The organism is Flavobacterium sp. PL002 (genome assembly GCF_054165825.1).
On record NZ_CM135110.1, the window covers coordinates 4372943 to 4398119 of the forward strand.

Annotated in this window: 30 protein-coding genes; 8 read left to right on the top strand and 22 right to left on the bottom strand. The window is 33.5% G+C overall.

Features of this window, described 5'->3' with window-relative positions; translation table 11 throughout:
- Positions 1-72 precede the first annotated feature (72 nt).
- From ACVEGE_RS19085 to ACVEGE_RS19095, 3 genes are all read left to right on the top strand, one after another.
- Entirely contained in the window at positions 73-930 is an 858-nt protein-coding gene (locus ACVEGE_RS19085) for an aldose 1-epimerase family protein (protein WP_192501729.1), read from the top strand.
- 16 nt (positions 931-946) lie between these two features.
- Positions 947-1498, top strand: a complete 552-nt coding sequence (locus ACVEGE_RS19090; RefSeq protein ID WP_192501730.1) for a GNAT family N-acetyltransferase — start codon at positions 947-949, stop codon at positions 1496-1498.
- A gap of 107 nt (positions 1499-1605) precedes the next feature.
- Entirely contained in the window at positions 1606-2157 is a 552-nt protein-coding gene (locus tag ACVEGE_RS19095; protein WP_192501731.1) for a DUF3575 domain-containing protein, read from the top strand.
- Positions 2158-2159: 2 nt separating this feature from the next.
- Here ACVEGE_RS19095 and ACVEGE_RS19100 read toward each other — a convergent pair whose 3' ends face one another.
- Positions 2160-2390, bottom strand: coding sequence for a VF530 family protein (locus tag ACVEGE_RS19100; RefSeq protein ID WP_192501732.1), 231 nt, complete (start codon positions 2388-2390; stop codon positions 2160-2162).
- A 70-nt stretch (positions 2391-2460) separates the two neighbouring features.
- On the opposite strand from ACVEGE_RS19100, the gene smpB reads away from it, so the two are divergent.
- Positions 2461-2916, top strand: coding sequence for an SsrA-binding protein SmpB (gene smpB, locus ACVEGE_RS19105; protein ID WP_173853441.1), 456 nt, complete (start codon positions 2461-2463; stop codon positions 2914-2916).
- Between the two features lie 189 nt (positions 2917-3105).
- Here smpB and ACVEGE_RS19110 read toward each other — a convergent pair whose 3' ends face one another.
- The 3 genes from ACVEGE_RS19110 to ACVEGE_RS19120 all read right to left on the bottom strand — a co-directional run bounded on the left by ACVEGE_RS19110 (position 3106) and on the right by ACVEGE_RS19120 (position 5994).
- Positions 3106-3747 carry a protein-L-isoaspartate(D-aspartate) O-methyltransferase gene (locus ACVEGE_RS19110; RefSeq protein WP_173853442.1) on the bottom strand — a complete coding sequence of 214 codons (642 nt, stop codon included), beginning with the start codon at positions 3745-3747 and terminating at the stop codon, positions 3106-3108.
- Between the two features lie 599 nt (positions 3748-4346).
- Entirely contained in the window at positions 4347-5387 is a 1041-nt protein-coding gene (locus ACVEGE_RS19115; RefSeq protein WP_192501733.1) for an RluA family pseudouridine synthase, read from the bottom strand.
- Complete coding sequence (locus tag ACVEGE_RS19120; RefSeq protein ID WP_173853444.1) at positions 5377-5994, bottom strand: PASTA domain-containing protein; 618 nt, start codon at positions 5992-5994, stop codon at positions 5377-5379. The genes ACVEGE_RS19115 and ACVEGE_RS19120 overlap by 11 nt, the downstream gene beginning before the upstream one ends.
- 241 nt (positions 5995-6235) lie before the next feature.
- Between ACVEGE_RS19120 and ACVEGE_RS19125 the strand changes: the two genes are divergently transcribed.
- The 3 genes from ACVEGE_RS19125 to ACVEGE_RS19135 all read left to right on the top strand — a co-directional run bounded on the left by ACVEGE_RS19125 (position 6236) and on the right by ACVEGE_RS19135 (position 8444).
- Positions 6236-7204 (top strand): D-alanine--D-alanine ligase, encoded by a 969-nt coding sequence (locus ACVEGE_RS19125; RefSeq protein WP_192501759.1) that lies wholly within the window; start codon positions 6236-6238, stop codon positions 7202-7204.
- A 124-nt stretch (positions 7205-7328) separates the two neighbouring features.
- On the top strand, positions 7329-7784 hold the full coding sequence (coaD, locus tag ACVEGE_RS19130; protein WP_173853445.1) for a pantetheine-phosphate adenylyltransferase: 456 nt from the start codon (positions 7329-7331) through the stop codon (positions 7782-7784).
- 81 nt (positions 7785-7865) lie between these two features.
- Positions 7866-8444, top strand: coding sequence for a PhnA domain-containing protein (locus ACVEGE_RS19135; protein ID WP_192501734.1), 579 nt, complete (start codon positions 7866-7868; stop codon positions 8442-8444).
- Positions 8445-8744: 300 nt separating this feature from the next.
- On the opposite strand, the gene ACVEGE_RS19140 is transcribed toward ACVEGE_RS19135, so the two are convergent.
- Positions 8745-9470: a hypothetical protein gene (locus ACVEGE_RS19140; RefSeq protein ID WP_192501735.1), complete on the bottom strand. Its 726-nt coding sequence runs from the start codon at positions 9468-9470 to the stop codon at positions 8745-8747.
- A gap of 194 nt (positions 9471-9664) precedes the next feature.
- Between ACVEGE_RS19140 and ACVEGE_RS19145 the strand changes: the two genes are divergently transcribed.
- Entirely contained in the window at positions 9665-10597 is a 933-nt protein-coding gene (locus ACVEGE_RS19145) for an NAD-dependent epimerase/dehydratase family protein (protein ID WP_192501736.1), read from the top strand.
- A 100-nt stretch (positions 10598-10697) separates the two neighbouring features.
- On the opposite strand, the gene ACVEGE_RS19150 is transcribed toward ACVEGE_RS19145, so the two are convergent.
- The 17 genes from ACVEGE_RS19150 to miaE all read right to left on the bottom strand — a co-directional run bounded on the left by ACVEGE_RS19150 (position 10698) and on the right by miaE (position 25045).
- Entirely contained in the window at positions 10698-11375 is a 678-nt protein-coding gene (locus ACVEGE_RS19150; protein WP_192501737.1) for an ABC transporter ATP-binding protein, read from the bottom strand.
- Position 11376: 1 nt separating this feature from the next.
- The gene (locus ACVEGE_RS19155; RefSeq protein WP_192501738.1) at positions 11377-12633 is read right to left on the bottom strand and encodes an ABC transporter permease; all 1257 of its coding nucleotides are present in this window, start codon (positions 12631-12633) and stop codon (positions 11377-11379) included.
- Positions 12630-13721 carry an efflux RND transporter periplasmic adaptor subunit gene (locus ACVEGE_RS19160; RefSeq protein ID WP_192501739.1) on the bottom strand — a complete coding sequence of 364 codons (1092 nt, stop codon included), beginning with the start codon at positions 13719-13721 and terminating at the stop codon, positions 12630-12632. The genes ACVEGE_RS19155 and ACVEGE_RS19160 overlap by 4 nt, the downstream gene beginning before the upstream one ends.
- Before the next feature lie 116 nt (positions 13722-13837).
- A complete protein-coding gene (gene moaA / locus ACVEGE_RS19165; protein WP_192501740.1) occupies positions 13838-14842 on the bottom strand; it encodes a GTP 3',8-cyclase MoaA in 1005 nt (334 codons plus the stop codon).
- Entirely contained in the window at positions 14832-15770 is a 939-nt protein-coding gene (gene moaCB / locus ACVEGE_RS19170; protein ID WP_370567002.1) for a bifunctional molybdenum cofactor biosynthesis protein MoaC/MoaB, read from the bottom strand. The genes moaA and moaCB overlap by 11 nt, the downstream gene beginning before the upstream one ends.
- Positions 15771-16029: 259 nt before the next feature.
- Positions 16030-16476 carry a molybdenum cofactor biosynthesis protein MoaE gene (locus ACVEGE_RS19175; RefSeq protein WP_192501742.1) on the bottom strand — a complete coding sequence of 149 codons (447 nt, stop codon included), beginning with the start codon at positions 16474-16476 and terminating at the stop codon, positions 16030-16032.
- A 13-nt stretch (positions 16477-16489) separates the two neighbouring features.
- The gene (locus ACVEGE_RS19180) at positions 16490-17659 is read right to left on the bottom strand and encodes a HesA/MoeB/ThiF family protein (protein ID WP_192501743.1); all 1170 of its coding nucleotides are present in this window, start codon (positions 17657-17659) and stop codon (positions 16490-16492) included.
- A 58-nt stretch (positions 17660-17717) separates the two neighbouring features.
- Positions 17718-17960 carry a MoaD/ThiS family protein gene (locus tag ACVEGE_RS19185; RefSeq protein WP_192501744.1) on the bottom strand — a complete coding sequence of 81 codons (243 nt, stop codon included), beginning with the start codon at positions 17958-17960 and terminating at the stop codon, positions 17718-17720.
- Positions 17957-18526: a molybdenum cofactor guanylyltransferase gene (mobA, locus tag ACVEGE_RS19190; protein ID WP_192501745.1), complete on the bottom strand. Its 570-nt coding sequence runs from the start codon at positions 18524-18526 to the stop codon at positions 17957-17959. Before mobA ends, ACVEGE_RS19185 begins: the two co-directional genes overlap by 4 nt.
- The gene (locus ACVEGE_RS19195) at positions 18523-19272 is read right to left on the bottom strand and encodes a sulfite exporter TauE/SafE family protein (protein WP_192501746.1); all 750 of its coding nucleotides are present in this window, start codon (positions 19270-19272) and stop codon (positions 18523-18525) included. Before ACVEGE_RS19195 ends, mobA begins: the two co-directional genes overlap by 4 nt.
- Positions 19269-19598, bottom strand: coding sequence for a winged helix-turn-helix domain-containing protein (locus tag ACVEGE_RS19200; RefSeq protein WP_225738176.1), 330 nt, complete (start codon positions 19596-19598; stop codon positions 19269-19271). Before ACVEGE_RS19200 ends, ACVEGE_RS19195 begins: the two co-directional genes overlap by 4 nt.
- Before the next feature lie 52 nt (positions 19599-19650).
- Entirely contained in the window at positions 19651-20820 is a 1170-nt protein-coding gene (locus ACVEGE_RS19205) for a molybdopterin molybdotransferase MoeA (RefSeq protein WP_192501747.1), read from the bottom strand.
- Between the two features lie 61 nt (positions 20821-20881).
- Positions 20882-21379 (bottom strand): GNAT family N-acetyltransferase, encoded by a 498-nt coding sequence (locus ACVEGE_RS19210; RefSeq protein WP_192501748.1) that lies wholly within the window; start codon positions 21377-21379, stop codon positions 20882-20884.
- Between the two features lie 45 nt (positions 21380-21424).
- On the bottom strand, positions 21425-23215 hold the full coding sequence (locus ACVEGE_RS19215; protein ID WP_192501749.1) for an ATP-binding protein: 1791 nt from the start codon (positions 23213-23215) through the stop codon (positions 21425-21427).
- A gap of 9 nt (positions 23216-23224) precedes the next feature.
- Complete coding sequence (locus ACVEGE_RS19220) at positions 23225-23677, bottom strand: response regulator (RefSeq protein WP_173853486.1); 453 nt, start codon at positions 23675-23677, stop codon at positions 23225-23227.
- Positions 23678-23700: 23 nt separating this feature from the next.
- Positions 23701-24255, bottom strand: coding sequence for a helix-turn-helix domain-containing protein (locus tag ACVEGE_RS19225; protein WP_173853487.1), 555 nt, complete (start codon positions 24253-24255; stop codon positions 23701-23703).
- A gap of 196 nt (positions 24256-24451) precedes the next feature.
- Positions 24452-25045 (bottom strand): tRNA-(ms[2]io[6]A)-hydroxylase, encoded by a 594-nt coding sequence (miaE, locus tag ACVEGE_RS19230; RefSeq protein ID WP_173853488.1) that lies wholly within the window; start codon positions 25043-25045, stop codon positions 24452-24454.
- Between the last annotated feature and the right edge of the window lie 132 nt (positions 25046-25177).

The following is a 25177-nucleotide window of genomic DNA, read 5'->3' on the forward strand; positions in this document are numbered from 1 at the left end:
TCTGTAAGTATTAATTAATTGAAATTATAAAATATATTTACAGTATCAAATTAACTACTAAAACCTACTACTTTGACTACAACAATAATTACAAATAGTTTTTTATCAGCTGAAATTAAACATACAGGAGCCGAGTTATGTTCTTTAAAAAAAATCAGTAATAATAAAGAATATATCTGGGAAGGGAATCCTGAATTTTGGGGCAAACACTCCCCAATTCTCTTTCCTATAGTAGGAACTTTAAAAGACAATAAATACACTTATAATAACCAGCAATATACTTTATCGAGACATGGTTTTGCTAGGGATATGGTTTTTGATTTAATCGAAAAAAAAGAAGACAGCGCTACTTTTTCTCTTAAATCAACTGAGGAAACATTAAAAGTATACCCCTTTGAATTTGAACTCCAAATTTGCTATCAACTAATCGAAAATGAACTTTTAATAAAATATCAAGTGATCAATAAAGGGGATCTAGAAATGGGCTTTTCTATTGGAGCACATCCTGCTTTTGCATTGTCTTCTCAATTTGAAAATTATGCTTTAGAATTTGAAAAAGAAGAACCTTTAATTTACACACTTTCAGAAAATAATTTACTTTCTGATGAAACTAAAAGATTAGATACTGAAGTAAATAGTGTACCTTTAAATTATTCTTTATTCGAAAAAGATGCCTTAATCTTTAAATTATTAGCTTCTAAATCGGTTACTATTTTAGAAAACAAAATCCCTATGCTAAACATCCGTTTTGATGATTTTCCGCATTTGGGAATTTGGACTTTAAACAATGCTCCATTTATATGTATAGAACCGTGGTTTGGGTATTCTGACACCAATAATAATACTGGAAATATTATGGAAAAAGAAGGCATCCAATTATTAGCTCCTAAAAATACTTTTGATTCAAATCTCACTATCGCAATTCTATAACTTTATTATTAAACAAATGTTAGCACTTAATTTTAGTCCTTTCCCAAATTTAGAAACCGAACGATTATTACTACGTAGAGTGGTTAATGATGACGTAAATGAGATATTTTATTTACGCTCAAACCGAGAAGTAATGAAATATATCCCAAGACCTATAGCAATAACTCCTGAAGATGCTTTGGCACATATTGCAACAATTGATGCTACAATTGACAAGAATGAAGGGATTAATTGGGCTATTACTTTAAAGAACAGCGATAAACTTATTGGGGTCATTGGTCATTACCGAATCCAACCGCAAAATTATCGCGCCGAAGTGGGTTATATTCTTCATCCAGATTATCATGGTAAAGGCTTTATTCCTGAAGCTTTAAAAAAAGTAATCGCTTTTGGTTTTAACGAAATGAAATTACACACTATTGAAGCAGTTATTGACCCAAATAACACTGCGTCAGAAAAAGTTCTATTAAAAAGCGGTTTTACCAAAGAAGCTCATTTTATTGAAAATCAGTTTTATGAAGGACGCTTTTTAGATACCGTCATCTATTCATTGTTAAATAAATCATAACAAGAAGTATTTTATAATCTCGACATACTTAATCATTTATTTTTGTGTATATTAATTATTAACTCAAAACCAATTAGCTCTTCAAACAATTGGTTGAAACTTTACTTATGAAAAAAATAATCTTTTTGGCAATTGTACTTTTTACATTACAATCTCAAAGCCAAACTTATGTAAAAGTAAATGCTTTTACAACACTTTTAACTGTTCCTAACGTAGCAATAGAGACTACAATTGGAGAAAAATCAACATTAAATTTTGATGTTTTAGCTTCTTTTTGGAAATCCGTTAACGGGAAACCACGTGAATTTTACACTTTCACACCTGAATACAGGTATCACTTTAAAGCAATCGACAATGGCTTTTACGTAGGTGGACATATTGGAGCTAGTTTGTTTAATTTTCAAAAATGGAACTACTTAAATACTGATTATTACGAAAAAGGATTTGGTTACTTTGCAGGAGTAACTGTAGGTTATAAAGCAAAAATAAATGATAAGTTTTACTTGGATTGCTTTTTAGGTGGTGGTTGGAACCAAGGTTTCTATAAAGGATACCATATAAGTGATGGTAGTCGATATGAAACTGCTAAAAATTATAATAAAAGCGGTGAATGGCTACCTTATAGAGGCGGTGTAATGATCTCTTATAAATTAAATTAGCTTTACGAGTTAAGCTTTTTATAATTTTTCACATATAAATCTTCAACTTGTTTTCTTGCCCATTCCGTTTTTCTTAAAAAAGTAAGACTTGATTTTATACTTGGGTTATCGTTGAAGCATTTAACTTTTATTAATTCACCTAAGGTATCAAATCCATAATGCGCTTCTAATTGCTCTAAAATAGTTTTTAAAGTGATTCCGTGTAAAGGATCTTTTGATTGTTGTTTTTCCATTTGGCAAATTTATACCATTTTTTCAAAAAAGATTGCTGATTCATACATTTGTTGCTACATTTGTCATCCTATGCTAAAAACTGTCAACATACTAAATAAAAGAGCTCGATTTGATTACGAAATAATCGAGAAATTCACTGCTGGAATTGTTTTGGCAGGGACCGAAATAAAATCTATCCGTTTAGGAAAAGCTAATATTACTGAAAGCTTTTGCGAGTTTAGTAATAGCGAACTTTTTGCTATCAATACGTACATAGAAGAATATACTTTTGGTAATCAGTTTAATCATAAAGCGAGAAGCGAAAGAAAATTACTTTTAAACAAACGAGAATTAAAAAGTTTAGAACGAAGTGTACAAGCCAAAGGACTTACTATTGTTCCTTTAAAATTATTCACCAACGAAAAAGGAATGGCAAAACTTGAAATTGGGCTTTGTCGAGGTAAAAAAACCTATGATAAACGAGAATCTTTGAAAGAACAAGATACTAAACGAGATTTAGATCGAATAAAAAAAATATACAAATAATAAAGAAGAAGGTTAAGCAATTAACCTTCTTCTTTGTTTTATCTCAGTAATAACTAGATTTAGTGTTTTATTAAAATTTTAGTACGCAATCTCCCAAAACTATCACACAAATACTCTCAAAGAAAAAACAGTAAATAAAAAAACATAAATAAATTACATTGCAACTCTCAGAAAAATAAAAGAATCGTTTTAATTTTTATCTTCTAATAAAGGAACAAATCGGAATTCACCTAACTCATGTTTCTCAAATTGAGTTTCGTTTTTTCTAATTAACAACGTCATTACTTGCACATCATCTCCAAGCGGAATAACCAGCCTACCCCCTATTTTTAGCTGTGCCATCAAGGGTTGCGGAATAAAAGGTGCTCCCGCTGTTACAATTATACTGTCAAAAGGGCCAAAATTAGGCAACCCTTTATAACCATCTCCAAAAGTAAGATGCTTGGGTCTGATACCCAATTTAGGAAGTAAGGCTGATGTTTGCTTAAATAATTCATTTTGGCGTTCTACGCTATAAACTTTAGCTCCCATTAAATACAATACTGCAGTTTGATACCCTGAACCCGTTCCTATTTCTAAAACTTTATGGTCTTTTTTTATTTCTAATAACTGAGACTGAAAAGCAACAGTATATGGCTGCGAAATGGTTTGCCCTGCACCAATAGGGAAAGCCTTGTCTTGATAAGCATAATCTTCGAAGCTAGAATTTAAAAACAGGTGTCTCGGGATCTTTTTAATTGCATCCAAAACATTTCTATCTGTAATTCCTTTTTCTTGTAAAACGCTTACTAATTGGTTTCGAAGCCCTTGGTGTTTTGCAGTATCTTTCAATGGTGGTATATTATATTTCTGTAAAATTAAGTAAAGAATTCTCATTTGCAACATAAAGTAGACTGGCAAACCCATAAAATTTAAAAGTGGGTGAAATTCACTAGAAACTCATCTTTAATATCCTCATTTAAAAGGAGGAAGAATCAAGTCCTAAAATTTTAGAATCTTTAAAATTAAAAAACAAATAAAGTCTTAAAAAAACATATTTAAAGGAAACATACCCAAAATCAACATACTATAATCCAACCAAATTTTCGTCACATCAAGAAGAATCATGAAATGCAACAGCAGTTCTCGAGTTCGCTCAAACTGAGAATTTGATTATTGCATAGGCAATATTGTAATTAGTACTTTTTATGACAATCTAAATATTTTAAATAGCACTTAAAGTAGGTATTGCAATAAAACTTTTAATTGTGTCTATTTACATATCTTAAAAATTGGTTAAGAATTACTTTCTTACTTACATTCTTGAAGATAATAAACGGCAATTTATTATAAAACAAATAGAATACTATTTCGATAAATAATAAACATCCCAAAAAAAGCCCCTTTTTACTTAAAAAGGGGCTTTTTGAATTTATTATTACAACCTAAGTTTACGCTTCTTCATCTGTTAAATGTGATTTAGAGTAACCTCTCCATTTTTCAATACAATCTTGAAAATCTTTTGGCAATTCGGTGTCAAAACGTTTCATTTCCTTGGTTGTAGGATGTACAAAACCTAATGTTTTAGCGTGTAATGCTTGTCTAGGTAATATTTTAAAACAATTATCTATAAACTGTTTGTATTTTGTAAACGTAGTCCCTTTTAAAATTAAATGACCACCATAACGTTCGTCATTGAATAAAGGATGCCCTATGTGTTTTAAATGCGCTCTAATCTGGTGTGTTCTTCCTGTTTCCAGTTGGCACGATATCAAAGTAACATACCCAAAACGTTCTAAAACCTTATAATGTGTTATAGCAGGTTTCCCTATTTCTGGATCAGCAAAAACAGCCATTTGCATGCGGTCTTTTAAGTGACGTGCTAGGTTACCTTCTATAGTTCCACTTTCTTCAGCTACATTTCCCCAAACAAGTGCCACATACTCCCTTTCAGAAGTTTTAGCTTCAAACTGTTTAGCTAGATGCGTCATAGCAGCTTCTGTTTTAGCAATAACTAACAAACCTGAAGTATCTTTATCAATACGATGTACTAATCCAGGACGCTCACTACTGTTCATAGGCAAATTATCAAAGTGATGTGCTAAAGCATGCACAAGCGTCCCTGTATAATTACCATGACCAGGATGTACTACCATTCCTGGTTCTTTATTGATTAACAATAAAGTATCATCTTCATAAACAATGTTTAACGGAATATCTTCTGGTATGATATGGTTTTCGTAAGGAGGATGCGTTAACATCACTCGAACCACATCAAATGCTTTTACTTTATAATTTGATTTTACAGGAACATCATTTACAAAAATATTTCCTTCTGTAGCTGCAATCTGTAATTTATTACGTGTAGCATTTTGTATTAACCCCATCAAATATTTATCGATTCTTAAAGGTGTTGTCCCTTTAGTAACTTCAAATTTAAAATGTTCGTACAATTCTTGTTCTAGGTCTTCTGACTCTATATTATTGTTCATTTGGTATTTCTTCTGCTGGTTCTACTATAGAATCCGTTCTTATATCTTCTTCATAACTCGCTTTTCCATCTCCTAAAACTAAATCAATTTTAGACGATTTCAAAACCCTATCTCCTGGTTTAATACTTCTACCTCTGTAACGCATATCCAGCACCATATCTTTTGCCAAATTAGGAATATAAGTAATTGTTCCTTCCTCTAGCCCTAAAGCTTTTAAAGTAGGTACTGCTTCACGATAGGTTTTTTCGATCAAATTAGGAACTTTAACTGATGAAAAGCCCGAAGCATTAATTTTAATATATATCTTTCTTCCCTCTTTTACTTTTGCACCTGGCAAAGGATCTTGCTGCACAACGCTAGATTTTGGGTAGTCACTTCTATAATCTAAACTGTCTAGCAATACATAAGTAAGGTCTAAACCATCTAATTTATCTTCTACTTGCTCTTCAGTAAGCTTACTTAAATTGGGAACTACAATTACGTTACCATGATTTGTGGTAAATGTCAACCAATGCATAAACAAATAGCCTAAAACGGCAATAATCAAAGCAGCAAGAAAAACCTGTAAAAGAAAAACTCGGCTAATAAGATAGTTACGTAAACTCATAAATTTATTTTTATTTCTCGCAAAGATAAACCTATTTCGTTCCAAAAAAAATGATAATTTTGTTTAATGGTATTTAGTGCTGCTATTATAATCATTAGGAGCTATTCCCGCTATCCGCTGTATCCACACAAAAAAGTGTGGGATGCCGCTACTATCGGGGCTAAAACACGTTAAAGTAATCAATAAAACTAGTGGTATGTTACTACCATACAAGCCTACTAGAAACATTAAACAAACAAAAATGAAAAACATTGCCATAATCATGGGCGGTTATTCCAGCGAATACAAAATCTCTCTTATTAGCGGAAACGTCGTTTATAAATTTCTAGATAAAACAAAATACAACGGCTACTGTGTGCATATCTTTAAAGAAAAATGGGTATATGTTGATGCTAATAATAATGAATTCCCAATCGATAAAAATGATTTTTCTATCAATGTAAATGGTACTAAAATAGTATTCGACTGCGTTTTTAACGCTATTCACGGTACACCTGGGGAAGATGGATTAATGCAAGCGTATTTTGAATTACTTGAAATCCCACAAACTTCATGTGACTATTACCAAGCAGCACTTACCTTCAATAAAAGAGATTTCTTATCAGTTTTAAAACCATACGGAATTAAAAGTGCTACATCTTACTATTTAAATAAAGGCGACGTAATAAAAACAAGCGAAATTGTAAATACTGTAGGTTTACCTTGTTTTGTAAAACCTAATAAAGGGGGTTCTAGTTTTGGAATATCTAAAGTAAAAACGGAAGCCGAATTACCTATTGCCATAGAATTTGCGTATCAAGAGGACAACGAAATCATTATTGAAAGTTTCCTTGACGGAATGGAAGTTACTGTAGGAGTGATCAATTATAAAGGGGAGATTATCGTACTTCCTATTACTGAAATCGTATCAGAAAATGACTTTTTTGATTACGAAGCAAAATACCAAGGAAAATCCCAAGAGATTACTCCAGCTAGAATCTCTGATGAAATGACCAAAAAAGTAGGCGAAATTGCAAAACGCGCTTACGAATTATTAAAAATGAAAGGATTTTCAAGAACAGAATTTATTATCGTTAATGATGAGCCGTTCATGTTAGAAATGAATACCGTTCCTGGATTAACACCAGAGAGCTTAATACCGCAACAAGCCGAAGCAGCTGGAATTTCATTGACGGACTTATTTTCAAATTCAATAGAACTGGCTTTTTAATAATTCTAAAAGACAATGTCACTTTGCTTGCTGCAAAAATAAAGAATGTGAAGCAGCAATTAAAACCATTCGGATTACATAAACCGTATTGCTATTAAAATTTAATTCATTAATCATAATTGAAATGAGAAAAGCCATATTTCCAGGATCTTTTGATCCCATTACTTTAGGACATGAAGATATTATCAAAAGAGCAATTCCACTATTTGATGAAATCGTAATTGCCATTGGGATAAATGCCGAGAAAAAATACATGTTTACTCTAGAGGAAAGAAAAAGATTCATTGAAGAAACTTTTAAAAATGAACCTAAAATTTCGGTGATTACTTATGAAGGTTTAACTATCGACTTATGTAAAAAAGTAAAAGCTAATTTTATTTTACGTGGTTTACGTAATCCAGCCGATTTTGAATTCGAAAAAGCCATTGCACATACTAACAGGTACCTTTCTAAAATAGAAACGGTTTTCCTACTAACAGCTGCAAAAACTTCATACATAAGTTCTAGCATTGTTAGAGACGTATTAAGAAACGGTGGAGAATACCAAAAACTCGTTCCGCCAGCGGTTCGTGTAAAATAAAATTAATAATAAAGTGACCTTGTAATAATTTGGCAAAAAAGCCAATAAACCTTACTTTCGCAAAAAACAAACAGCCTTATAATGAGTATAGATAGAGAATTGAACAAACGTAGTGGATCAAAATGTGAACTTTGTGGAAATACTGAAAACCTAAAAGTATATCAAGTTTTACCAACTCAAAAAGGCGGAATTGACGAAGCTATTATGGCCTGTGCTACTTGTATTGACCAAATTGAGACTCCTGGTAACGAAGATTTAAACCACTGGAGATGCCTTAACGATAGCATGTGGAGTGAGCATACTGCCGTTCAAGTTGTTTCTTGGAGAATGTTAAGCCGTTTGCGTGCTGCAGGATGGCCACAAGAATTAATTGACCAAATGTATTTTGACGATGATACTTTAGCTTGGGCGCAAGCTACTGGCGAAGGTGCTGAAGAAGAGAATAAAATCGTTCATAGAGACAGTAATGGGGTCATTCTAGAAGTAGGAGATTCTGTTGTATTGATTAAAGATCTAAAAGTAAAAGGTTCTAGCATGGTTGCAAAACAAGGAACTGCTGTTCGTAACATTAGATTAGATCATGAAAATGCTGAATATATCGAAGGAAAAGTAGATGGACAAACCATTGTCATCATTACTCAGTACGTGAAAAAATTGTAAGTTAACAATCATCATAGTATAAAAAGGGACTCATCTACTTAAAAGTTGAGTCCCTTTTTCCTTTTAAAACGAATGCCTTTTTTGATCGAAAAATTAAAAAAGTATTTTTAATTAAACCACAAGTACTGCTTTAGAAATAGTATCTATAGTCGTGAATACAATAGAACCGTTAGAATTAAAGTATAACAATATATTTACTGATTACTTTATTTGAACTAATTTAGAGCTGTTGTTATAAAATTAAAAAAAGCCTTCAATAGATGAGTTGGTCTCTTGAAGGCTTTTTATCATTTTAACTAATTACAACTTAGTAAAAAAGTCTGGACCATAATCTTTGTTAGCTATAACATTTGTTGGTCCTACCTTTTCATTCATTCGATCATAAGAAAAAAGAACTCCAGCGATCTTTTTATAATCACTCCATGGTTTTAAGAAAGCAGGGGCTTCGTCGTTAAAATCGTTATAGTACGCCCATTGCTTGATTAGGTGAGTATCGTTTTCTACATAAATCCAATATTTATTTTCTGGAGTAACTCCTACTCCATCAAAAGTCATTTGCAATATAGTAGCCTCTTTCCCATCTGCTAATTTATCCTCTTTTACATAGGTTAAGGTTACGCCCTTGTCTTGTAATTTCCATGGCATAACTAACCAATAAGAGTCGTTAATCCACCATTCTTTGGCACTTTGTAAAAGAGCTGCAGATTTAGTTGCATCTGTTACTAATGTCCCATTTTCAAAAGCTTGTCCTTTCATCGTATTGACATTTACTAATACTACTTGGTTATCTTTAGGGTTTTCAACACGTACATCAGCAGTCCATTTATTCCAATACAGTTTTCTACCTACAAAACTCCATTCTAAAGTTTTGATGGCGTCATAAGCTTTTTTTCCACCCATAGCGGTTTCTATATCGTCTACAATTTTATCAACCGCTTTATCATCGTGTTTTTTTTCAGCACAACCTGAAGTTGCAATCGTCACTATAGCAAGAAATACTAATGCGATTTGATTTATTTTTTTCATAATCTAATTATTAAGTACAGTTTGTAAATTTACATTTTTAAACAACTGCATTTTAAAATTATACATAAATTTATAACTAATTAAATAAAATTATGAATGGGAAAATTAAAACTTAAAACCATAATAATACAATAGATTCCACTATTAGCTTTGTAACTTAGCATGCAAATTAGGGATCTAAAAAACAATATAACATGCAAACGATACTAGGCGCAAACGGAATTATAGGCGAAGAATTAGCTCGTGAATTGCGTAAAAAATATACATCAAAAATAAAATTAGTAGGTAGAAATCCAGAGAAAGTAAATCCCGATGACGAACTTTTTAAAGCAAATTTACTTGATCTCAAAAGCGTCATTGAAGCGCTCCAAGATACTGATATTGCGTATCTGACTGTAGGCTTACCCTATGATTCTGAAATTTGGCTTCGTGATTGGCAAATTGTATTGAGAAACGCAATTGCTGCTTGCAAGATCAATAAATGTAAATTGGTTTACTTTGACAATACCTATGCTTATCCACAGGATAGTAGTATTCAAATAGAAAAAACGCCATTAACTTCTGAAGGAAAAAAAGGAAGAGGAAAAAAACTAGCCGCCGATTTGCTATTGCAAGCGATAGCTAATAAAGAAATCGAAGCTGTTATTTGTAGAGCACCTGAATTCTACGGTCCTGGAAAAACAAAAGGATTGACTAATACAATGGTTTTTGAAAATTTAAGACAACATAAAGAGCCCAAAGTATTCTTAAAAGACAATGTGTTACGAACGTTAATTTTCACTCCTGATGCGAGCAAAGCTATGGCCTTGATAGGAAATACTCCCGATGCCTACGGACAAACTTGGCACCTGCCTTGTGATGATAACAGACTTACGTACAAACATTTTTTTTTAGAAATCGAAAAACAACTTGGTCGTCCAGTTGCATACACTGTGTTAAGTTCTTTTGTTTTAAAAATCGGGGCTTATTTCAATAAAAATCTAAAAGAAACACAAGAATTACTACCTCGATATAAAATTGAAAACATCTTTGATTCAGCAAAATTTAAAAATCGATTCCCTGATTTTAAAGTAACAACCTATCAAGAAGGAATTAAGATCATTTTAAAGGATTTCGATATAAAATAAAAAAAACACCTAACTTCTAAATCGTTGATAGATTAGAAATTAGGAGTTTTTTTAATAGTATTTTTGATGCTACTATTGTCTCCAAAAATTAGAATAAATATTAAAAAATTATTCTACCATCTTCCATAGTAATAATTCGATCCGTTTTATGAGCAAAATCAGGATCATGGGTAACAATTAGGATTGTTTGATTGAACTCGGTAGCTAATTTTTTGAAGATATCAAATACAACATCCCCGCTTTTTCGATCCAAGTTTCCCGTTGGTTCATCGCCCATGATAATCAAAGGATCGTTTATTAAGGCACGAGCAATGGCAACGCGCTGTTTTTCTCCACCGCTCAATTGATTGGGCATTTTTAAAGCATGCTGCTCAATTTCTAGCGTTTTTAAATGCTTCAATGCTCTTTGCTCTAACTCTTTCTTAGAATATTTCCCTAATTTCAGCCCCGGAAGCATCACATTGTTGAGTACATTATATTCGGGTAGTAGGTAGTGAAATTGAAATACAAAACCAATTTTCTCATTTCTGATTTTCGCTAAATTCTGATCTGATTGTCCAGTGATTAGTTGATTATGAATGAATAATTGCCCTTCATAATCGGTATCCATGGTCGATAACAAATACAATAAAGTCGATTTACCGCAACCTGATTTCCCAACAATCGAAACAAACTCTCCTTGCAGTATTTTTAAATCGACATTTTTAATCACCTGAAATTTGCTGGGATTATAGAAATATTTAATTAAGCCTTTGGTTTCTAATATCGTTTCTTTCATCTTATTTTCCTCTAATAATTTCAACTGGATCTACTCTACTCGCTTTCATGGCTGGAAAAAAACCAGAGATAAGGGTTGTGAAAAGCGCAAATACAAGTCCGATAACATAGTAACTGCTATTATAATCAATGGGATAAGTGGTTACCGAAGGTACTGATGGTGATGAAAAAGGAATCACATCAATTATACTCGAAAAGATAAAACCAAAAATCAACCCAAATACACCTCCCGTAACACCAATAATGATAGAAAGGGATATAAAAATCCATTTTACATCACTGCCTGAGAATCCTGTTGCTTTGAGAATTGCAATGCTATCCATTTTTTCGTAAATCATCATATTCAAAATATTATAAATCCCAAAACCAGCCACGATCAATAAAACAATCCCCACTGCATACGAAATAATGCTTCGGACTGAACTTCCAGTTTCAAATTGCACATTTGCTGCTAAATAATCAATAGTATCGACATCAAAAACGGTATGAAATTCATGGGCAATAGCCACCGCATTTTCTTTGTTATACAAATTAACTTGTATATCAGTGATATAATTTTTAGGCTGACCAACTATTTTTTGGGCTGTAGCCAATGAAGTATAACTCGCCATATTATCGATATCGGCGATACCCGTTTCAGAAATTCCGACAATTTTCAAAGAAGATAATGTACCGTTGGAAGTAGAAACTTTGATTATATCTCCAACCGAAAGCAACATTTTGTCCGACAACCCCTTACCTATAATGATGCTATTATTCTGAAATAAATCTGATAATTTTCCTTCTTTGATGTAATCGCTAATCTTAAAAAGAGTATTCTCTGCCACCACATCGATTCCGTTTACCATACCCGAAATCTCAATAGTTCCCGAATTATATAAAACCGAAGCCGTTACCTTTGGTGCGACATCAATTATGCGTTTGTCTTGCTTCAAAGTCCTAATAATCGACATGCTGTTGTAGATCGATTTCCCTCTGTCTTTTGGTTTTATCGAATGAATGAAAACAGTATTTCCGTTGTAATCTTTCGACAAAGACAAAGGTTGATTATCCGATGGTTTTACTTCATTAAACATTCGGATATGAGGTGTTCTATTGAGCATTAAGCCATCAAGTAAACCATTCAAGCCGCTCATAAAACTGACCAAAGAAATAAACATAGCAATACTAAAAGTAACCCCAACTGCGGCAACAATTGTTTGTTTCAGTCTGGCTCTAAGCAAGTGAAAAGCGATATCTAAAATTAGTTTGTAATTCACTTTTTTGGAGTATAAATAGTTTCTTCTTTTTTCAATCCTGCAACTATCTCTACTTTTTCGTAATCGCTCAATCCTATTTTTACTTTTCTCTTTTCATCTTCATTTACCAGTACATATTGGTTATCTATCAAATAACTTCTCGGAATCGTTACGGCGTTCTTCTTGGTTTTGATAACGATATTGGCTTCGGCCGTGAGGTTAGGATATAATTTTTGAGGTGGATTTACAAAGTGCGCTTCGATTTTGAACGTACGGGAACGCTCATCCATGATGGGATAAATTTTATCGACCGTAGCGTCAAAAGTTTGTCCTTTGTAACTGTCCATCGTTACCACCACTTTTTGACCAATAGCTACTCGAACCATATCATTTTCATCTACTTCTAATTCCAATAAAAACGAATCTGATTTACCGATAATGGCAAGCGGAGTCTGATTGGTCACCAAGCTTCCTTCTTTGACCAAAACATCAAATAAACGTCCTGTAAAAGCACTTTTTATACTGTAATCACTTTGCGAATTTTGCGAGTATTTTAGTCGATTACTATTGCGGTTTTGATCGTTTTCTAATTGTGCCTTAAGTTGTGCCAATTGTTTTTTGGTACTTTCGTAATTGATTTTAGAACTTTTATAGGTCAGTTCGATTTTTTCAAAATCAACCTCAGAAATTCCTTCCAGCGCCCTCACTTTTTTATTTCTATTCAAAATAGATTCGTCAAGAGTCAGTTTGTCTTTTGCAGCCTGCACCTTCATTTCTATTTCCACAATTCGATCCTGAATATAACGACTGTTTTCTGTGCTCAATTGGTATGTCAATTGTGCATTTTGGGTATCAAGGTCGGCTTTTTTGCTTTCTATTTCGAATAATAACTGCCCTTGACTAATTGATTGTCCAGCGGTGACTTTTATAGTTTGTAGAATGCCATTAACGGTAGAAAAAACGGTGTATTGATCGTCTGCCTTAATGACTCCCGATGCATAGACACTTTCGGTTACATCACTAACGGTGGGTTGTATTCCTTCTGCTTTTTTCGAACAAGAAAACACCACAAACAAAATGGTAAAATAAGTGTAAAATCTGAATTTCATTCTCATGTATTTAATAAAAATCAATAACTAATGATACTATAAATTTACCGCTTTTTTCTGTTTTTAAGGAGGTATTAGTACTTTATATTCAAATAATTATAACCTAATTTATTAAATCAACCCCCAATCTTGATCATACTTCTATTTTGAGAAAATAGTTTTGGGTTTTGAAATTTAGCATCGTCATCCATGCCACCACGCATGGCGTGTTTCGATTTTATATTCTGAAAAATAAGTGGCTCAATAGCTCCTCCAGAACGCAAAGTTTGCAATAAATCAGTTTCAGAATTGGAGAAAAGACAGTTTTTAAGTTTACCATCGGCGGTTAAACGGATGCGATTGCAACTGCTACAAAAGGGATTAGTAACGGAACTAATCACCGAAAAACTCCCTTTGTAAGATGCTATTTTATGATTCTTGGCGGTATCGTGTGGTTTATCTATCAAGCGTTCCACTTGTTCAACAGTGTATTTATCATTGACTTGCGAAAGGATTTCGGCATAAGAAACCAGCTTCTCCTTGTTCCATTGATTGCCATCAAAAGGCATAAATTCAATAAACCGAATTTGGATGTTTCGGTTTTTGGTCAATTCGATAAAATCAATGATTTCATTGTCGTTAAAACCTTTCATCACCACTACATTCAGTTTCAACTGAAAACCATTGGCGTCAAGCAACTCCAAGTTTTCATTGAATTTATCAAAATAATTCCTTCGGGTTATCTGGTTGAACTTCTCTTTTTGCAAACTATCAATACTCAGGTTTAAGGTGTGAACACCTGCTTCTTTGAATGTATCTATAAAATCATGAACCAGGATTCCATTAGTAGTCAGTGTGAGTTCGACTCCTAATTTTCCAAGTCGCAGCATAATATCTTTAGCATCTTTTCGAACCAAAGGCTCTCCACCAGTCAGCCTGATTTTATTTACACCTTGATTGACAAAAGTTTGTGCAATAGTAACAATTTCATCTGCAGTCATCAGATGGGCTTTTGGCGTAAGCGAAATCCCTTCGGCCGGCATACAATACGTACATCTCAAATTACAATTTTCTGTAATTGAAATACGCAAATAGCTGTGTCCGCGACCATGAGTATCCTGCATTTGAATGTTATTTTCCATGGTTGAATCCTTTTAAAATTTTGAATAAATGCAAAACCGAAGGAAAAACAGCATCCATTGATTCCCCAGCTCCTGCAGTAGAACCTGGCAAAGCCATAATTAATGTATCTCCTTTAAAACCGACAACGCTTCTGGACAACATTGCGTAAGGCGTGCGATCCTGACCGTACGCACGAATCGCTTCCTCGATGCCTGGAATGCGGCGATCTAACAACGGAATCACCGCTTCGGGCGTGACATCTCGATCAGACAATCCTGTTCCGCCAGTCAAGATAACCAAGTCCATATTCTTAGCACATAGTTTATTAATGGTGTCCTGAATGTCTAAAACCTCATCCGGAATAACGATATAATTAGAAACACTTAGTCCTAAATTCTTGATTTTATCCGAGATTACTTTTCCAGCTCTATCTTCTTTTTTTCCACTAGAAACACTATCCGAACAGACCATTACCGCTACCGATAAATCCTGAACTTCTTTGTTGCCATAATCTGATTTTCCGCCTTTTTTATGCAATAATTTAATGCTCGAAATTTCCACTTGTTTGTCAATCGGTTTCAGCATATCGTACATCGTTAATGCCACAATCGAAGCACCATGCATGGCTTCGACCTCAACACCAGTCCTGTAAATTGCTTTTACGGTAACTTTAATTAAAACCGAATCCTCCAAAAATTCATAGTCGATTCCCGTATATTCAATCGGCATAGGATGGCAATCCGGAATAGAATTAGAAGTATTTTTTACTGCAAAAAGCCCTGCAGTTCTAGCTACTTCTAGCACATCGCCTTTGGGAACTGTTTTATCCAAAATCGCTTTCATCGTTTCTGCCGAGCCTACTTTTACGATGGCTTGTGCCGTTGCGGTGCGAAGCGTAATTATTTTATGTGTAATGTCTACCATTTTATTGCTTTTGGCTGTGTTTATATTATTTGGGCGTGTCCCTACGGGTCGGGCTTTCCGTTACAATCTTTTTTGCGGCAGAAAAAGCCACAAAAAAGGATTTCCACTTCAATCCCTCACGCAAACCCCGTTATTAAATCAAGTTCCAATTTATCAATTACTACTATAAGCCAAAGGATAAACCTCTTTAACTGTGCCTTGATACAAAATATTAGGAATCAGTCGTAATCTATTAAAAAACCTTTTTCTACTCTAAACTCTCTTTTCTTGCTTCTATCCTCTCTCAAGAATTCTCTTTCCAACTATAACTCTCGTCTTCCATTATTTCTTTACCAAAAACAGCGGTCTTTTCTTTGATTTCTTCAACCAAAAACTCCAAGGCTTCATAAACCACTTTTCTCCTTGGTGCCGACACAAAAACAAAAAGGCAAATCTCCCCCGTTTTTACAGTTCCTAGGCTATGATAAATATGCAGACATGAAAGCTCATATTTGGCGAAAGCCGCTTCACGAATTTCATAAAAAGTCTGTTCAGCCATTTCCTCATAAGCCGAATATTCGATAGCTACAACCGTTTTCCCATCAATAACATCGGCACGAACTTGCCCTAAAAAAATATTATGAGCCCCAATAGATGTTTTACTTTGATGCTTCGCAATAGCATTTCCAATGAAATCTGATGTTATCGCTCCTTGAATAAAAGAGCTTTTTTTAGGTTTTGTTGTTGCCATTATATTGGTATTTTTATTTAGTTTCTAAATGTATTTTTATGGATTCAATTCCTTTTTCAAGATGAGAAAGCTTTGTAAATCCTTCTTTTTTTAAATAGTCCAAAGCCAATTGGCTTCGTTGTCCGCTTTGACAGAATAAAACAATCTCTTGCGATTTATCAAGCTTACCGCAATAGTTTTCCAACTCAGCAAGAGGTACGTTTACTACATTTTGCTCATTGAATTTCGGTTCTTCGTAGACTTCTCTAATGTCAATGACTACGCAATGGTCATGACGACACTTTTCTAAAAAAATTTCTTGTTTTAAATTTTCAACTGGTATAAAACGCTGTCCCCTTTTTTCGGTTTCGACTCCCCTTTCCTTCGGAGAGGGGTTGGGGGTGAGGATATTTATTCCGCTTCTAAGCCCTTTTTCAATTTCTCTAGGATTTTTTGTAAAATCAATTATTTGCGTTTGATACTGCAATGCATCATAAAGCAGCAATTTACCCGATAGTACACTTCCTATTTCCAGAATAATCTTTAGCACTTCGGTAGCTTGAAGCGCACCAAGTGTATTCGGCAAAACGCCCAAAACTCCAGAACTAACGCAATTTGGAACGGCATTCAAACCCTCCTTTTGAGGAAATAAGCAACGGTAACTCGGCCCATTTTTATAATTAAAAACCGAAACCTGCCCCTCAAATTTGTAAATTGACGCGTAAACAACAGGAACTTTTTTGACTAGTGAAACATCATTAATCAAATAACGAACACTAATCGTATCTGTACAGTCTACGATAATCTGATAATCATTCACAATTGCAAAGGCGTTTTGAGTATTAAAAAACTCAGGAAACACCCTAACTTCAACATCGGGATTCAGTTCTTTAATTGCGGTAGCGGCTGTTGCTGCTTTGCTCTTCCCGCAATCTTTTAAAGTGTATAATAATTGTCGATGTAAATTGGTTTCTTCAACGATATCACCATCTACAATTCCGATGAAACCCACTCCAGCGGCAGCCAAATTCTGCAAAACAGGACAACCTAGACCACCTGCACCAATTACTAGGACACGAGCGTTCTGTAATTTCTGCTGGCCTAACTCTCCTATTTCGGGTAGCGCTATTTGTCTGGTATATCTCCCGCTATCCCCCGAAGGGGGAACTGCCACTGCTGATGTATCTAAATTATCTTTTTTCATTTTGGAGTTTGGCCCTTCGACTGCGCTCAGGGTGACATTTAATATTGGAATTTAATTTTTATCCTCCCGCAAATGGTGGCAAAAATGCAATTACGTCCTGATCTTTTATCTTGGAATCCATGCCCACCATTGCTTGATTCACAGCAACTGAATAATTGGTGTTTTGTAATTCTTGATACGCTGATTCCATTTTAGATTTTAAAAAAGCAACCGAAAAATTGGATTCATCCAACGTCATTTGCTCCTCTTTCTTCTTGGTGATATCAGCCAGTAAACCAAAATATTTGATATTTATAATCATGATATTATTTTTTGATATTCTTCTTGTGTGTTTATATTTTGCACTTGATCGTTCCATTTTTCGGGAACTACAATGGTTTGATGCGCCACCTCATCTCGTACGCGTCGCAATCTTAATTGGTCGTTTCTCAAGTTTTCTTCAAAAACAGTCACCACCGATTGGTCGTAAATTGCAATCAAAGGATAACTTTTGTCATTGGCCTGCACTTGCGTCATTAAAAAGGATTCCGAATGATTTTCGAGAATCCAAAGCAACAATTCGGTGGTGACCAGAGGCGCATCCACGCTTAGAACAAAGTTTAATTTTGTTTTGGACTGTTGCAAAGCAGTATAAATTCCGCCCACAGGTCCTTTGTCTTTTATTATATCTTCAATTCGGGTATACCCCAAAAAATCATAGTCGGTATTCGAGGAAACAATAACAATATTCTCGCCCACAATAGGACTTACAGCTTCACAGATATGGCTGACAAATGGTTTTCCGTTCAAAGGCAACAAACCTTTATCGGTTCCCATGCGTTGGCTTTTACCGCCTGCTAGTATAAATGCTGTTATTGTATTTTTCATGCGGTTACATATAATTTATAAATCGCTATGGAGAGCACTACGGCCAACACATTTCGTAAAACCAGTGTGTTGAATTTCTTGCTTCCGTAATAAGCTCCAAAAAAACCACCTATAAAAACAATGGCTATCAATGGCAACGACGATTCTGGAAGCAATCCGCCTTGGAGCAAGAAACCAGAAATTCCGGATATCGAGTTAACAAATATAAACAAGGCCGAAACCGCTGCCGTTTCTTTCATTGTCCCCCAACCTAAAAGAAGGATTACAGGACTCAATATAATACCGCCGCCAATACCTATCAAACCAGACAAAAGTCCGATGACAGCTCCCACAAATAAGGCTAGGTATATATTTACGGGTGTTATCTCCTCCTTCGTTTTTCCTAATAAACCCAACAACCGCATCACCGCAAAAATTAAGGCTGTCGCCAAAATTATTTTATAATAAAAAGTGGAAACCGTAAGATAGCCACCCAAAAATGAAAAAGGAACCGAGGTTATTGCAAAAGGATAAAATAAGTTCCATTTGAATTTTTTTTCTCTATAATAAAAGTAAAAGGCAATTCCCGAAACCAAAATATTAAGTACTAAAGCAGTTGGTTTCATAAATGTTACCGGAAAAGCAAAAGCACTCATTAATGCCAAATACCCGCTTGCTCCTCCGTGGCCTACGCAAGCATACAAAAAAGCAACGATAGCTAACAAAAGCAATAACAAAGGGGTATCAAATAAATGGACTGCAGTCATAGGGAATGTTTTTTGAGCTGTTCGTCAAGAAACTCCCAACAGGCTGCATTAATAGATTCGAAAGAGGTTATAAGTGATTCGCCATAGGGAGTTAATACTGTACCGCCACCTTTGCTTCCACCTACTTGGGTTGCTATCAAAGGGCTGCTTGCCGCTTTATTAGAAACGTCTACTAATTTCCAGGCTTTTTGGTAGGATAGATTCATCGCTTTGGCTGCTTTATTGAGCGAACCCGTTTCGGCAATCAATTTCAATAATTGAACACGACCTTCGCTAATGAGAATGCCTTCCTCTGTTTCTATCCAAATTTTACTCTTTATCTTCAAAACTAAAATACGTTCGTTATACTTTTACAAATATAACGAAAAGAAGTATCAATTATATATGATAAACAGCAACTTGTGAACCTTTAACGATTTCGTAGTTACCATCAGACACAAAAACAAGACTATTGGCTACCGAAAAAGAATTCAACATCGAGGAAGCTTGATGTGATAAAATGGTAACAGTATCACCTTCAACATTGGCTTTTAGAAATTGACAACGGCTGTTATTCACGCTAAAATCGTGGCTGATTGTTTTGCGATCGGTTTGATTGTAGTTAGTTGCTTTTCCCGAAAGAATGGTTAGTGTAGGTAACACATACACATAAAAACAAGTCAAACAAGCTCCTGGATTGCCCGGTAAAGCAAATACCACTTTATCTTTTAGTCTACCAGCAAATAAAGGTTTTCCTGGTTTTTGATTTACTTTATAAAATAAGGTTTCCACCTCTAGTTCTTTTAAGGCCTGCGCTACAAAATCATAATCTCCTACTGATATACCGCCAGAAACTAGCACCACATCATTTTCGGATAAGGCTTGCTGTATTTTGTTTTTAGTATTTTCGAAATTATCATTTACTTCATACAAAGTAACAGCATCATAAAATGCATCTTTCAACGCTGACTCCAGCATAACTCCATTACTTTCATACACTTTTCCGTATTCTAATGGATTTCCGGGTTTCACCAATTCGTTTCCTGTAATCAGAATTCCAATAGCGGGTTTTTGATATACTTTTACTTTGGTAAATCCCAAACCTGCTAGAAACCCAATGGCGGCGGCATTAAGTACCGAACCTTTTTCAAGAGCCAGATCGCCTATGGTAGTTTGTTCGCCAATTGGTCGGATATTTGAATTTAATTTTGGATGTTCTTCTAGTTTTAAAATAGTTTCTTTAACCGAAACTTTTTCGATTTGGATCACCGCTGAAGCCGAATCAGGAACGGCCGCACCTGTAAATATTTTGACTGCTTGACCAGATAGTAATTTAACTTGGTGGCTATCTCCTGCTTTTACTTCACCTATAATTTCATAATTCAAACTATCATGAAAGTTGATTGCAAATCCATCCATCGCTGATTGTCGGAACGGGGGCATATTTATGGGAGAATACAAAGATTGTGATACAACATGTTTACGCGCTTTTGGCAAAAGATATTCTACTTCCTTTGGTTCAGGTAGCTTATTTTTAAGTATCGAAAATGCCTCTTGTACTGAAACCATGTTTTAATTTTTTAATTGAATTAGGTTTAAAAAAAATACCTTAATTATAAATATGTTAAAATCACAATCTTTTCTCCATAATGTAATCTTCCATAAGGTAACCTTCACCAAAAGTGATGTCGACCTCTTCTGTTATTTCAAAACCATTTTTTTTATAGAAACCAAGTGCCGTATTGTATCTATTTACATTTAAAGAAAGGATATCTGAACCTATCTCTAGACCAGATTGCTCCACAGCATCTAGTAACTTTTTACCAATACCTTTTCCTTGGGTTTCTGGTAGAATATAAATTTTATGAATGTGGGTTTTATTTTTATTTTGATAATTATGTTCAAATGAAGCAAAACCCAAACAATTATCATCTTCTAAAGCTAGAATAAAATGATGTCCTTTGTTAACCAAATTATCTATTAAAGTTTCTTCAGAATAAAAATTAGTTAACATATAACTCAATTGCTCTTCTGATAAAATTGCTCCATAGGTTGCAGGCCATGTCTTATATGCAATGTCTTGAATTGTCTTAAAATCATTTGTAGTCGCAGGAGTAATTCTAATCATAAGTTTATTTTTTTTATCATTAAATGCAAAAGCGTCTTGAAATTATTAGCTATTTCTCAGTATAAATAACGCAAATTGTGAACCGTTATTCGGCTCCGAATTCACTTGAATAAACCCATCATGATTTTCTACAATTCTTTTGCAAATAGCAAGTCCTAATCCTGTTCCAGAGTATTTAACATCTTTCTCTAATCTATAAAATAAATTAAAAATTTTATTAGCATATTCTTGTTTGAAACCAATACCATTGTCGGAAATCACTATTTTGCAATACTCCTCATTAGTGATGATTTTGTTTTCATAGATTTCATTTGCAAAAATTTCTTCTTCAAAAATACTGATTACTGGAATCACATCGTTTTTACTGTATTTTAAAGAATTAGAAATCAAGTTGATAAATAGTTGTTCAATTTGAAACGGAATAACTTTTATAATAGGTAAAACTGCCAGATCGATTACCGCATTTTTTTCTTCAATATTAAAAGACAAATCGTCTATTACCTGATGTACAATTTGGTTTAAATCTGTTAATTCAAAAACTTTATCTCCTTTAATTGTTCGGGAATAATTAACTAAATCAATTAATAATGTCTGCATTTTATTGGCGGAAAGCTTAATTTTTGAAAAATAAACTTTTCCCTGATCTGAAATTAAATCCATTTCATTTACTTCAATTCTAGAAATAAACATTTGAATTTTATGTAAAGGCTCTTGTAAATCGTGGCTTACAATATTATTAAAAGACTCCAGTTCTTCATTAATACTCTTTAGTTCTTTGTTATTTTCTTCTAATTCTAATGTTTTTTTATATTGTTCACTAATATCATAATTTACACCAGTTTTCACTAAATCTCCTATACTATTTCGAGTAAAACTACCCACAGACCTTATGTATCTAATTTCGCCATTAGCTAAGAGATAACGAAACATCATTGTAGTAGGCTCAAGTGTGATCAAGGATTCCATGTGTGTCTCTAAAACGTAATCTACATCATCAGGATGTATGTATTGAGAAACATTTTCAATTGTGGGGACAAAATCATCAGGGTCAACACCTAGTAATCGCAAGAAATTATCAGAAAATGTATATAATTTTGTTTCCAAATTAATTTTCCAATGCCCAAAACCTGCAATTTTCTCTGCGTTGTTAAAAGAGTGGTTTAGAAACTGTAAGTCGTCATTTGCCTTTTTAAGCGCATTAATATCAACATTCATTCGGTTGAAGGAAAGTAATAAAATAAGTAGGGATAGGATAACCAATAAAAAAGCACTTATTATGGAATCTTGTAACTCAAATTGATGGTTGTCATTATGAATTTTAATTTTATCTCCTTCGGCATTGATTGTTTTGTAGACAAAAGTTTTCATGGCCTCAGTATAATCAGTGCTTTCTTTGAGCTTTAAAATTAATTGATCTTTATCGGGATTTTTGCTTTCGGCTAACAGTAAGGTTTCTTTAAAAAGAGCAAAACGAGTTTCAATCATTCTTTTAAGTTGATCAACATCTTTACTTCTACCTTTATTATTAGCTACTAACTTTTTTATACGCTCAAAGTTGAGATCTATCTCTCCTTTACGTAGAAAACGATGCTCTAAATACGATTTGTCTTTTGTAATTATGTAACTTCTTAAACTCGTTTCATAAATACTAATGATCGATAAAACACGTTCTAATTCTAATTGAGTTTCTGTAGAATTAGTAATTAAATTAACTGAGGATTCTAAACTTTGCATCTGTTTATAAAAAACAGATGCAATGTAACCCACAACCAAAATTGCAATTCCTAAAGCAATTTTGAATATTTGAGAATTTCTATATAGCCTTTTTAACTTCATTAAAAGAGATTATATGCTAAAGAAAAAAGTTTCTTTATTTAAACCTGATGAATGAAATTGCCAGTTGATATTTAACACTTCTTTTATTACTTTTTTAAGTTTTGTAAAGTCGTTAGGCTTTTTAATATAAATATTAGCTCCTTCAACAAAAGTCTCTTCAATATCTTTTTCAGATGATGAAGTAGAGTAAATTGCGATGGAAACATCTTTAAATCTAGCGTTAGCTCTAATTTCTTTTAAGCATTCAAAACCTGATTTATAAGGCATATTTAAATCCAGAAATAATATATGGGGCATGATAATATCAGGCTTAGCTAAATACTCCATTAAATCTCTTCCGTCATTAAACAATGTTAACTCATTATTCATTCTAAGTTCCATCATTGCATCACTAAAGAAAGCACGATCATCTTCATCATCATCAGCAATCAAAATGTGTATCGAATCCTTATGTGTAATCATAATATGTTTGTCTGTTTGTTTATTTAATTTGATAAATTTCTACGCTTATCTACGATTCTTTTAAAAGCAGATGGAGTTAATCCAGTAACTTTTTTAAATTGACTAGATAAATACGCTACACTACTGTAGTTTAATTTATAAGACACTTCGGTCAAAGTCAATTCATCTTCAATAATTAATTTTTTTGCCCTTTCTATTTTTTGAATGATAATAAAATTTTCAATTGAAGTATACGTATATTCCGAAAAAATATTAGTGATATAACCGTAACTAAAATTCAATTTATCAGCTAAATATTGCGATATCGTAACAGAAGGAAGTTTATCTTTCTCATAAACCATTTCAACAATTGCGTCTTTTATTTTTTGTATTAATTGGCTTTTCTCATTACTTACAACAAATATAGAGTATTTATTTAAAGCTTCTTGTAGCTCAGCCAAACGTTCTTTAGAAACAGTGTTAGAAATCTCAATTTCTCCTAGTTCTAAAAGCTTATAACCTATTTCTAAACGCTCTAATTGCTCTTGTAGAATAACTCTGCAAGCTACAATTCCGTCATATTTTATATAGAGTCTCATTATAGTTCAAATGTGTTAATTAAAAATAAGATTATAAATATAAATTAAAAAAAATAATCGTGAAAATAAACTTAGGCTTAAATCAAAAATAAAAGACACTACAAATTTGTACAATTTGCAAATACCTGATACTTAATAATCTTAATAATCATTGCTGTTCCTCTACTATTTCAGCTAAAAAGGAAATTCACAATACCTATCCATGAATTGTTTCGCCTTTACCGTAATTAGCAATTACAGAAGCTTCGAACGCCAACCATTCTCTCCAGCGCTTCTCTACATCAATTCCCGTACCATATTTCCTAGCATAGGTAATAAAAGTGGTATAATGTCCTGCTTCACTTTCCATTAAGTCTCGATAAAAAACGGCAAGTTCTTGATCTTGAATATTTTCGGATAATATTTTAAAACGCTCACAACTTCTTGCTTCTATCATGGCAGAGAACAGTAATCGTTCTACTAAACTGGATACTCTACTCCCATTACCACTTTTTTTCATATACAAATACAACTCATTTACATAATGATCCTTACGTTCTCGGCCCAACTTCAAACCTCTTTTGATAATTATATTGTGTACTTGCTCAAAATGATCAATTTCTTCTTTGGCTAAAGCCAATAAATCCTGAACTAAATCTTGGTGCTCAGAGTTATTTGTAATAATTGTAATGGCATTTGTAGCTGCTTTTTGCTCACACCAAGCGTGATCTGTCAAGATTTCCTCAATATTTTTCTCAACAATATTGACCCACCTAGGATCTGTTGGCAATTCTAATCGTAATACAGACATTTATTTAAGTCTTAAAGTTAAAAAGTCAAAAATTGTAGAGTCAAAAAAATAAAAGTCGAAGATCAAAATAAAAACAGAAATTCACATCTCTTTTTTAGACTTTCGACCTTCGACCTTAAGACTTTATGACTA

Excerpts from the sequence above, each read along its gene's own strand:
- ACVEGE_RS19145 (WP_192501736.1), top strand. The coding sequence starts at position 9,665 with ATGCAAACGATACTAGGCGCAAACGGAATTATAGGCGAAGAATTAGCT.
- smpB (WP_173853441.1), top strand. The coding sequence starts at position 2,461 with ATGCTAAAAACTGTCAACATACTAAATAAAAGAGCTCGATTTGATTAC.
- ACVEGE_RS19140 (WP_192501735.1), bottom strand. The coding sequence starts at position 9,470 with ATGAAAAAAATAAATCAAATCGCATTAGTATTTCTTGCTATAGTGACG.
- moaA (WP_192501740.1), bottom strand. The coding sequence starts at position 14,842 with ATGGAAAATAACATTCAAATGCAGGATACTCATGGTCGCGGACACAGC.
- ACVEGE_RS19215 (WP_192501749.1), bottom strand. The coding sequence starts at position 23,215 with ATGAAGTTAAAAAGGCTATATAGAAATTCTCAAATATTCAAAATTGCT.
- ACVEGE_RS19185 (WP_192501744.1), bottom strand. The coding sequence starts at position 17,960 with ATGATTATAAATATCAAATATTTTGGTTTACTGGCTGATATCACCAAG.
- ACVEGE_RS19205 (WP_192501747.1), bottom strand. The coding sequence starts at position 20,820 with ATGGTTTCAGTACAAGAGGCATTTTCGATACTTAAAAATAAGCTACCT.
- ACVEGE_RS19120 (WP_173853444.1), bottom strand. The coding sequence starts at position 5,994 with ATGAGTTTACGTAACTATCTTATTAGCCGAGTTTTTCTTTTACAGGTT.
- ACVEGE_RS19210 (WP_192501748.1), bottom strand. The coding sequence starts at position 21,379 with ATGATTAGAATTACTCCTGCGACTACAAATGATTTTAAGACAATTCAA.
- ACVEGE_RS19150 (WP_192501737.1), bottom strand. The coding sequence starts at position 11,375 with ATGAAAGAAACGATATTAGAAACCAAAGGCTTAATTAAATATTTCTAT.
- mobA (WP_192501745.1), bottom strand. The coding sequence starts at position 18,526 with ATGAAAAATACAATAACAGCATTTATACTAGCAGGCGGTAAAAGCCAA.
- ACVEGE_RS19220 (WP_173853486.1), bottom strand. The coding sequence starts at position 23,677 with ATGATTACACATAAGGATTCGATACACATTTTGATTGCTGATGATGAT.
- ACVEGE_RS19100 (WP_192501732.1), bottom strand. The coding sequence starts at position 2,390 with ATGGAAAAACAACAATCAAAAGATCCTTTACACGGAATCACTTTAAAA.
- ACVEGE_RS19180 (WP_192501743.1), bottom strand. The coding sequence starts at position 17,659 with ATGAAAAAAGATAATTTAGATACATCAGCAGTGGCAGTTCCCCCTTCG.
- coaD (WP_173853445.1), top strand. The coding sequence starts at position 7,329 with ATGAGAAAAGCCATATTTCCAGGATCTTTTGATCCCATTACTTTAGGA.
- miaE (WP_173853488.1), bottom strand. The coding sequence starts at position 25,045 with ATGTCTGTATTACGATTAGAATTGCCAACAGATCCTAGGTGGGTCAAT.
- ACVEGE_RS19175 (WP_192501742.1), bottom strand. The coding sequence starts at position 16,476 with ATGGCAACAACAAAACCTAAAAAAAGCTCTTTTATTCAAGGAGCGATA.
- ACVEGE_RS19125 (WP_192501759.1), top strand. The coding sequence starts at position 6,236 with ATGAAAAACATTGCCATAATCATGGGCGGTTATTCCAGCGAATACAAA.
- ACVEGE_RS19135 (WP_192501734.1), top strand. The coding sequence starts at position 7,866 with ATGAGTATAGATAGAGAATTGAACAAACGTAGTGGATCAAAATGTGAA.
- ACVEGE_RS19195 (WP_192501746.1), bottom strand. The coding sequence starts at position 19,272 with ATGACTGCAGTCCATTTATTTGATACCCCTTTGTTATTGCTTTTGTTA.
- ACVEGE_RS19095 (WP_192501731.1), top strand. The coding sequence starts at position 1,606 with ATGAAAAAAATAATCTTTTTGGCAATTGTACTTTTTACATTACAATCT.
- ACVEGE_RS19115 (WP_192501733.1), bottom strand. The coding sequence starts at position 5,387 with ATGAACAATAATATAGAGTCAGAAGACCTAGAACAAGAATTGTACGAA.
- ACVEGE_RS19090 (WP_192501730.1), top strand. The coding sequence starts at position 947 with ATGTTAGCACTTAATTTTAGTCCTTTCCCAAATTTAGAAACCGAACGA.
- ACVEGE_RS19160 (WP_192501739.1), bottom strand. The coding sequence starts at position 13,721 with ATGAAATTCAGATTTTACACTTATTTTACCATTTTGTTTGTGGTGTTT.
- ACVEGE_RS19225 (WP_173853487.1), bottom strand. The coding sequence starts at position 24,255 with ATGAGACTCTATATAAAATATGACGGAATTGTAGCTTGCAGAGTTATT.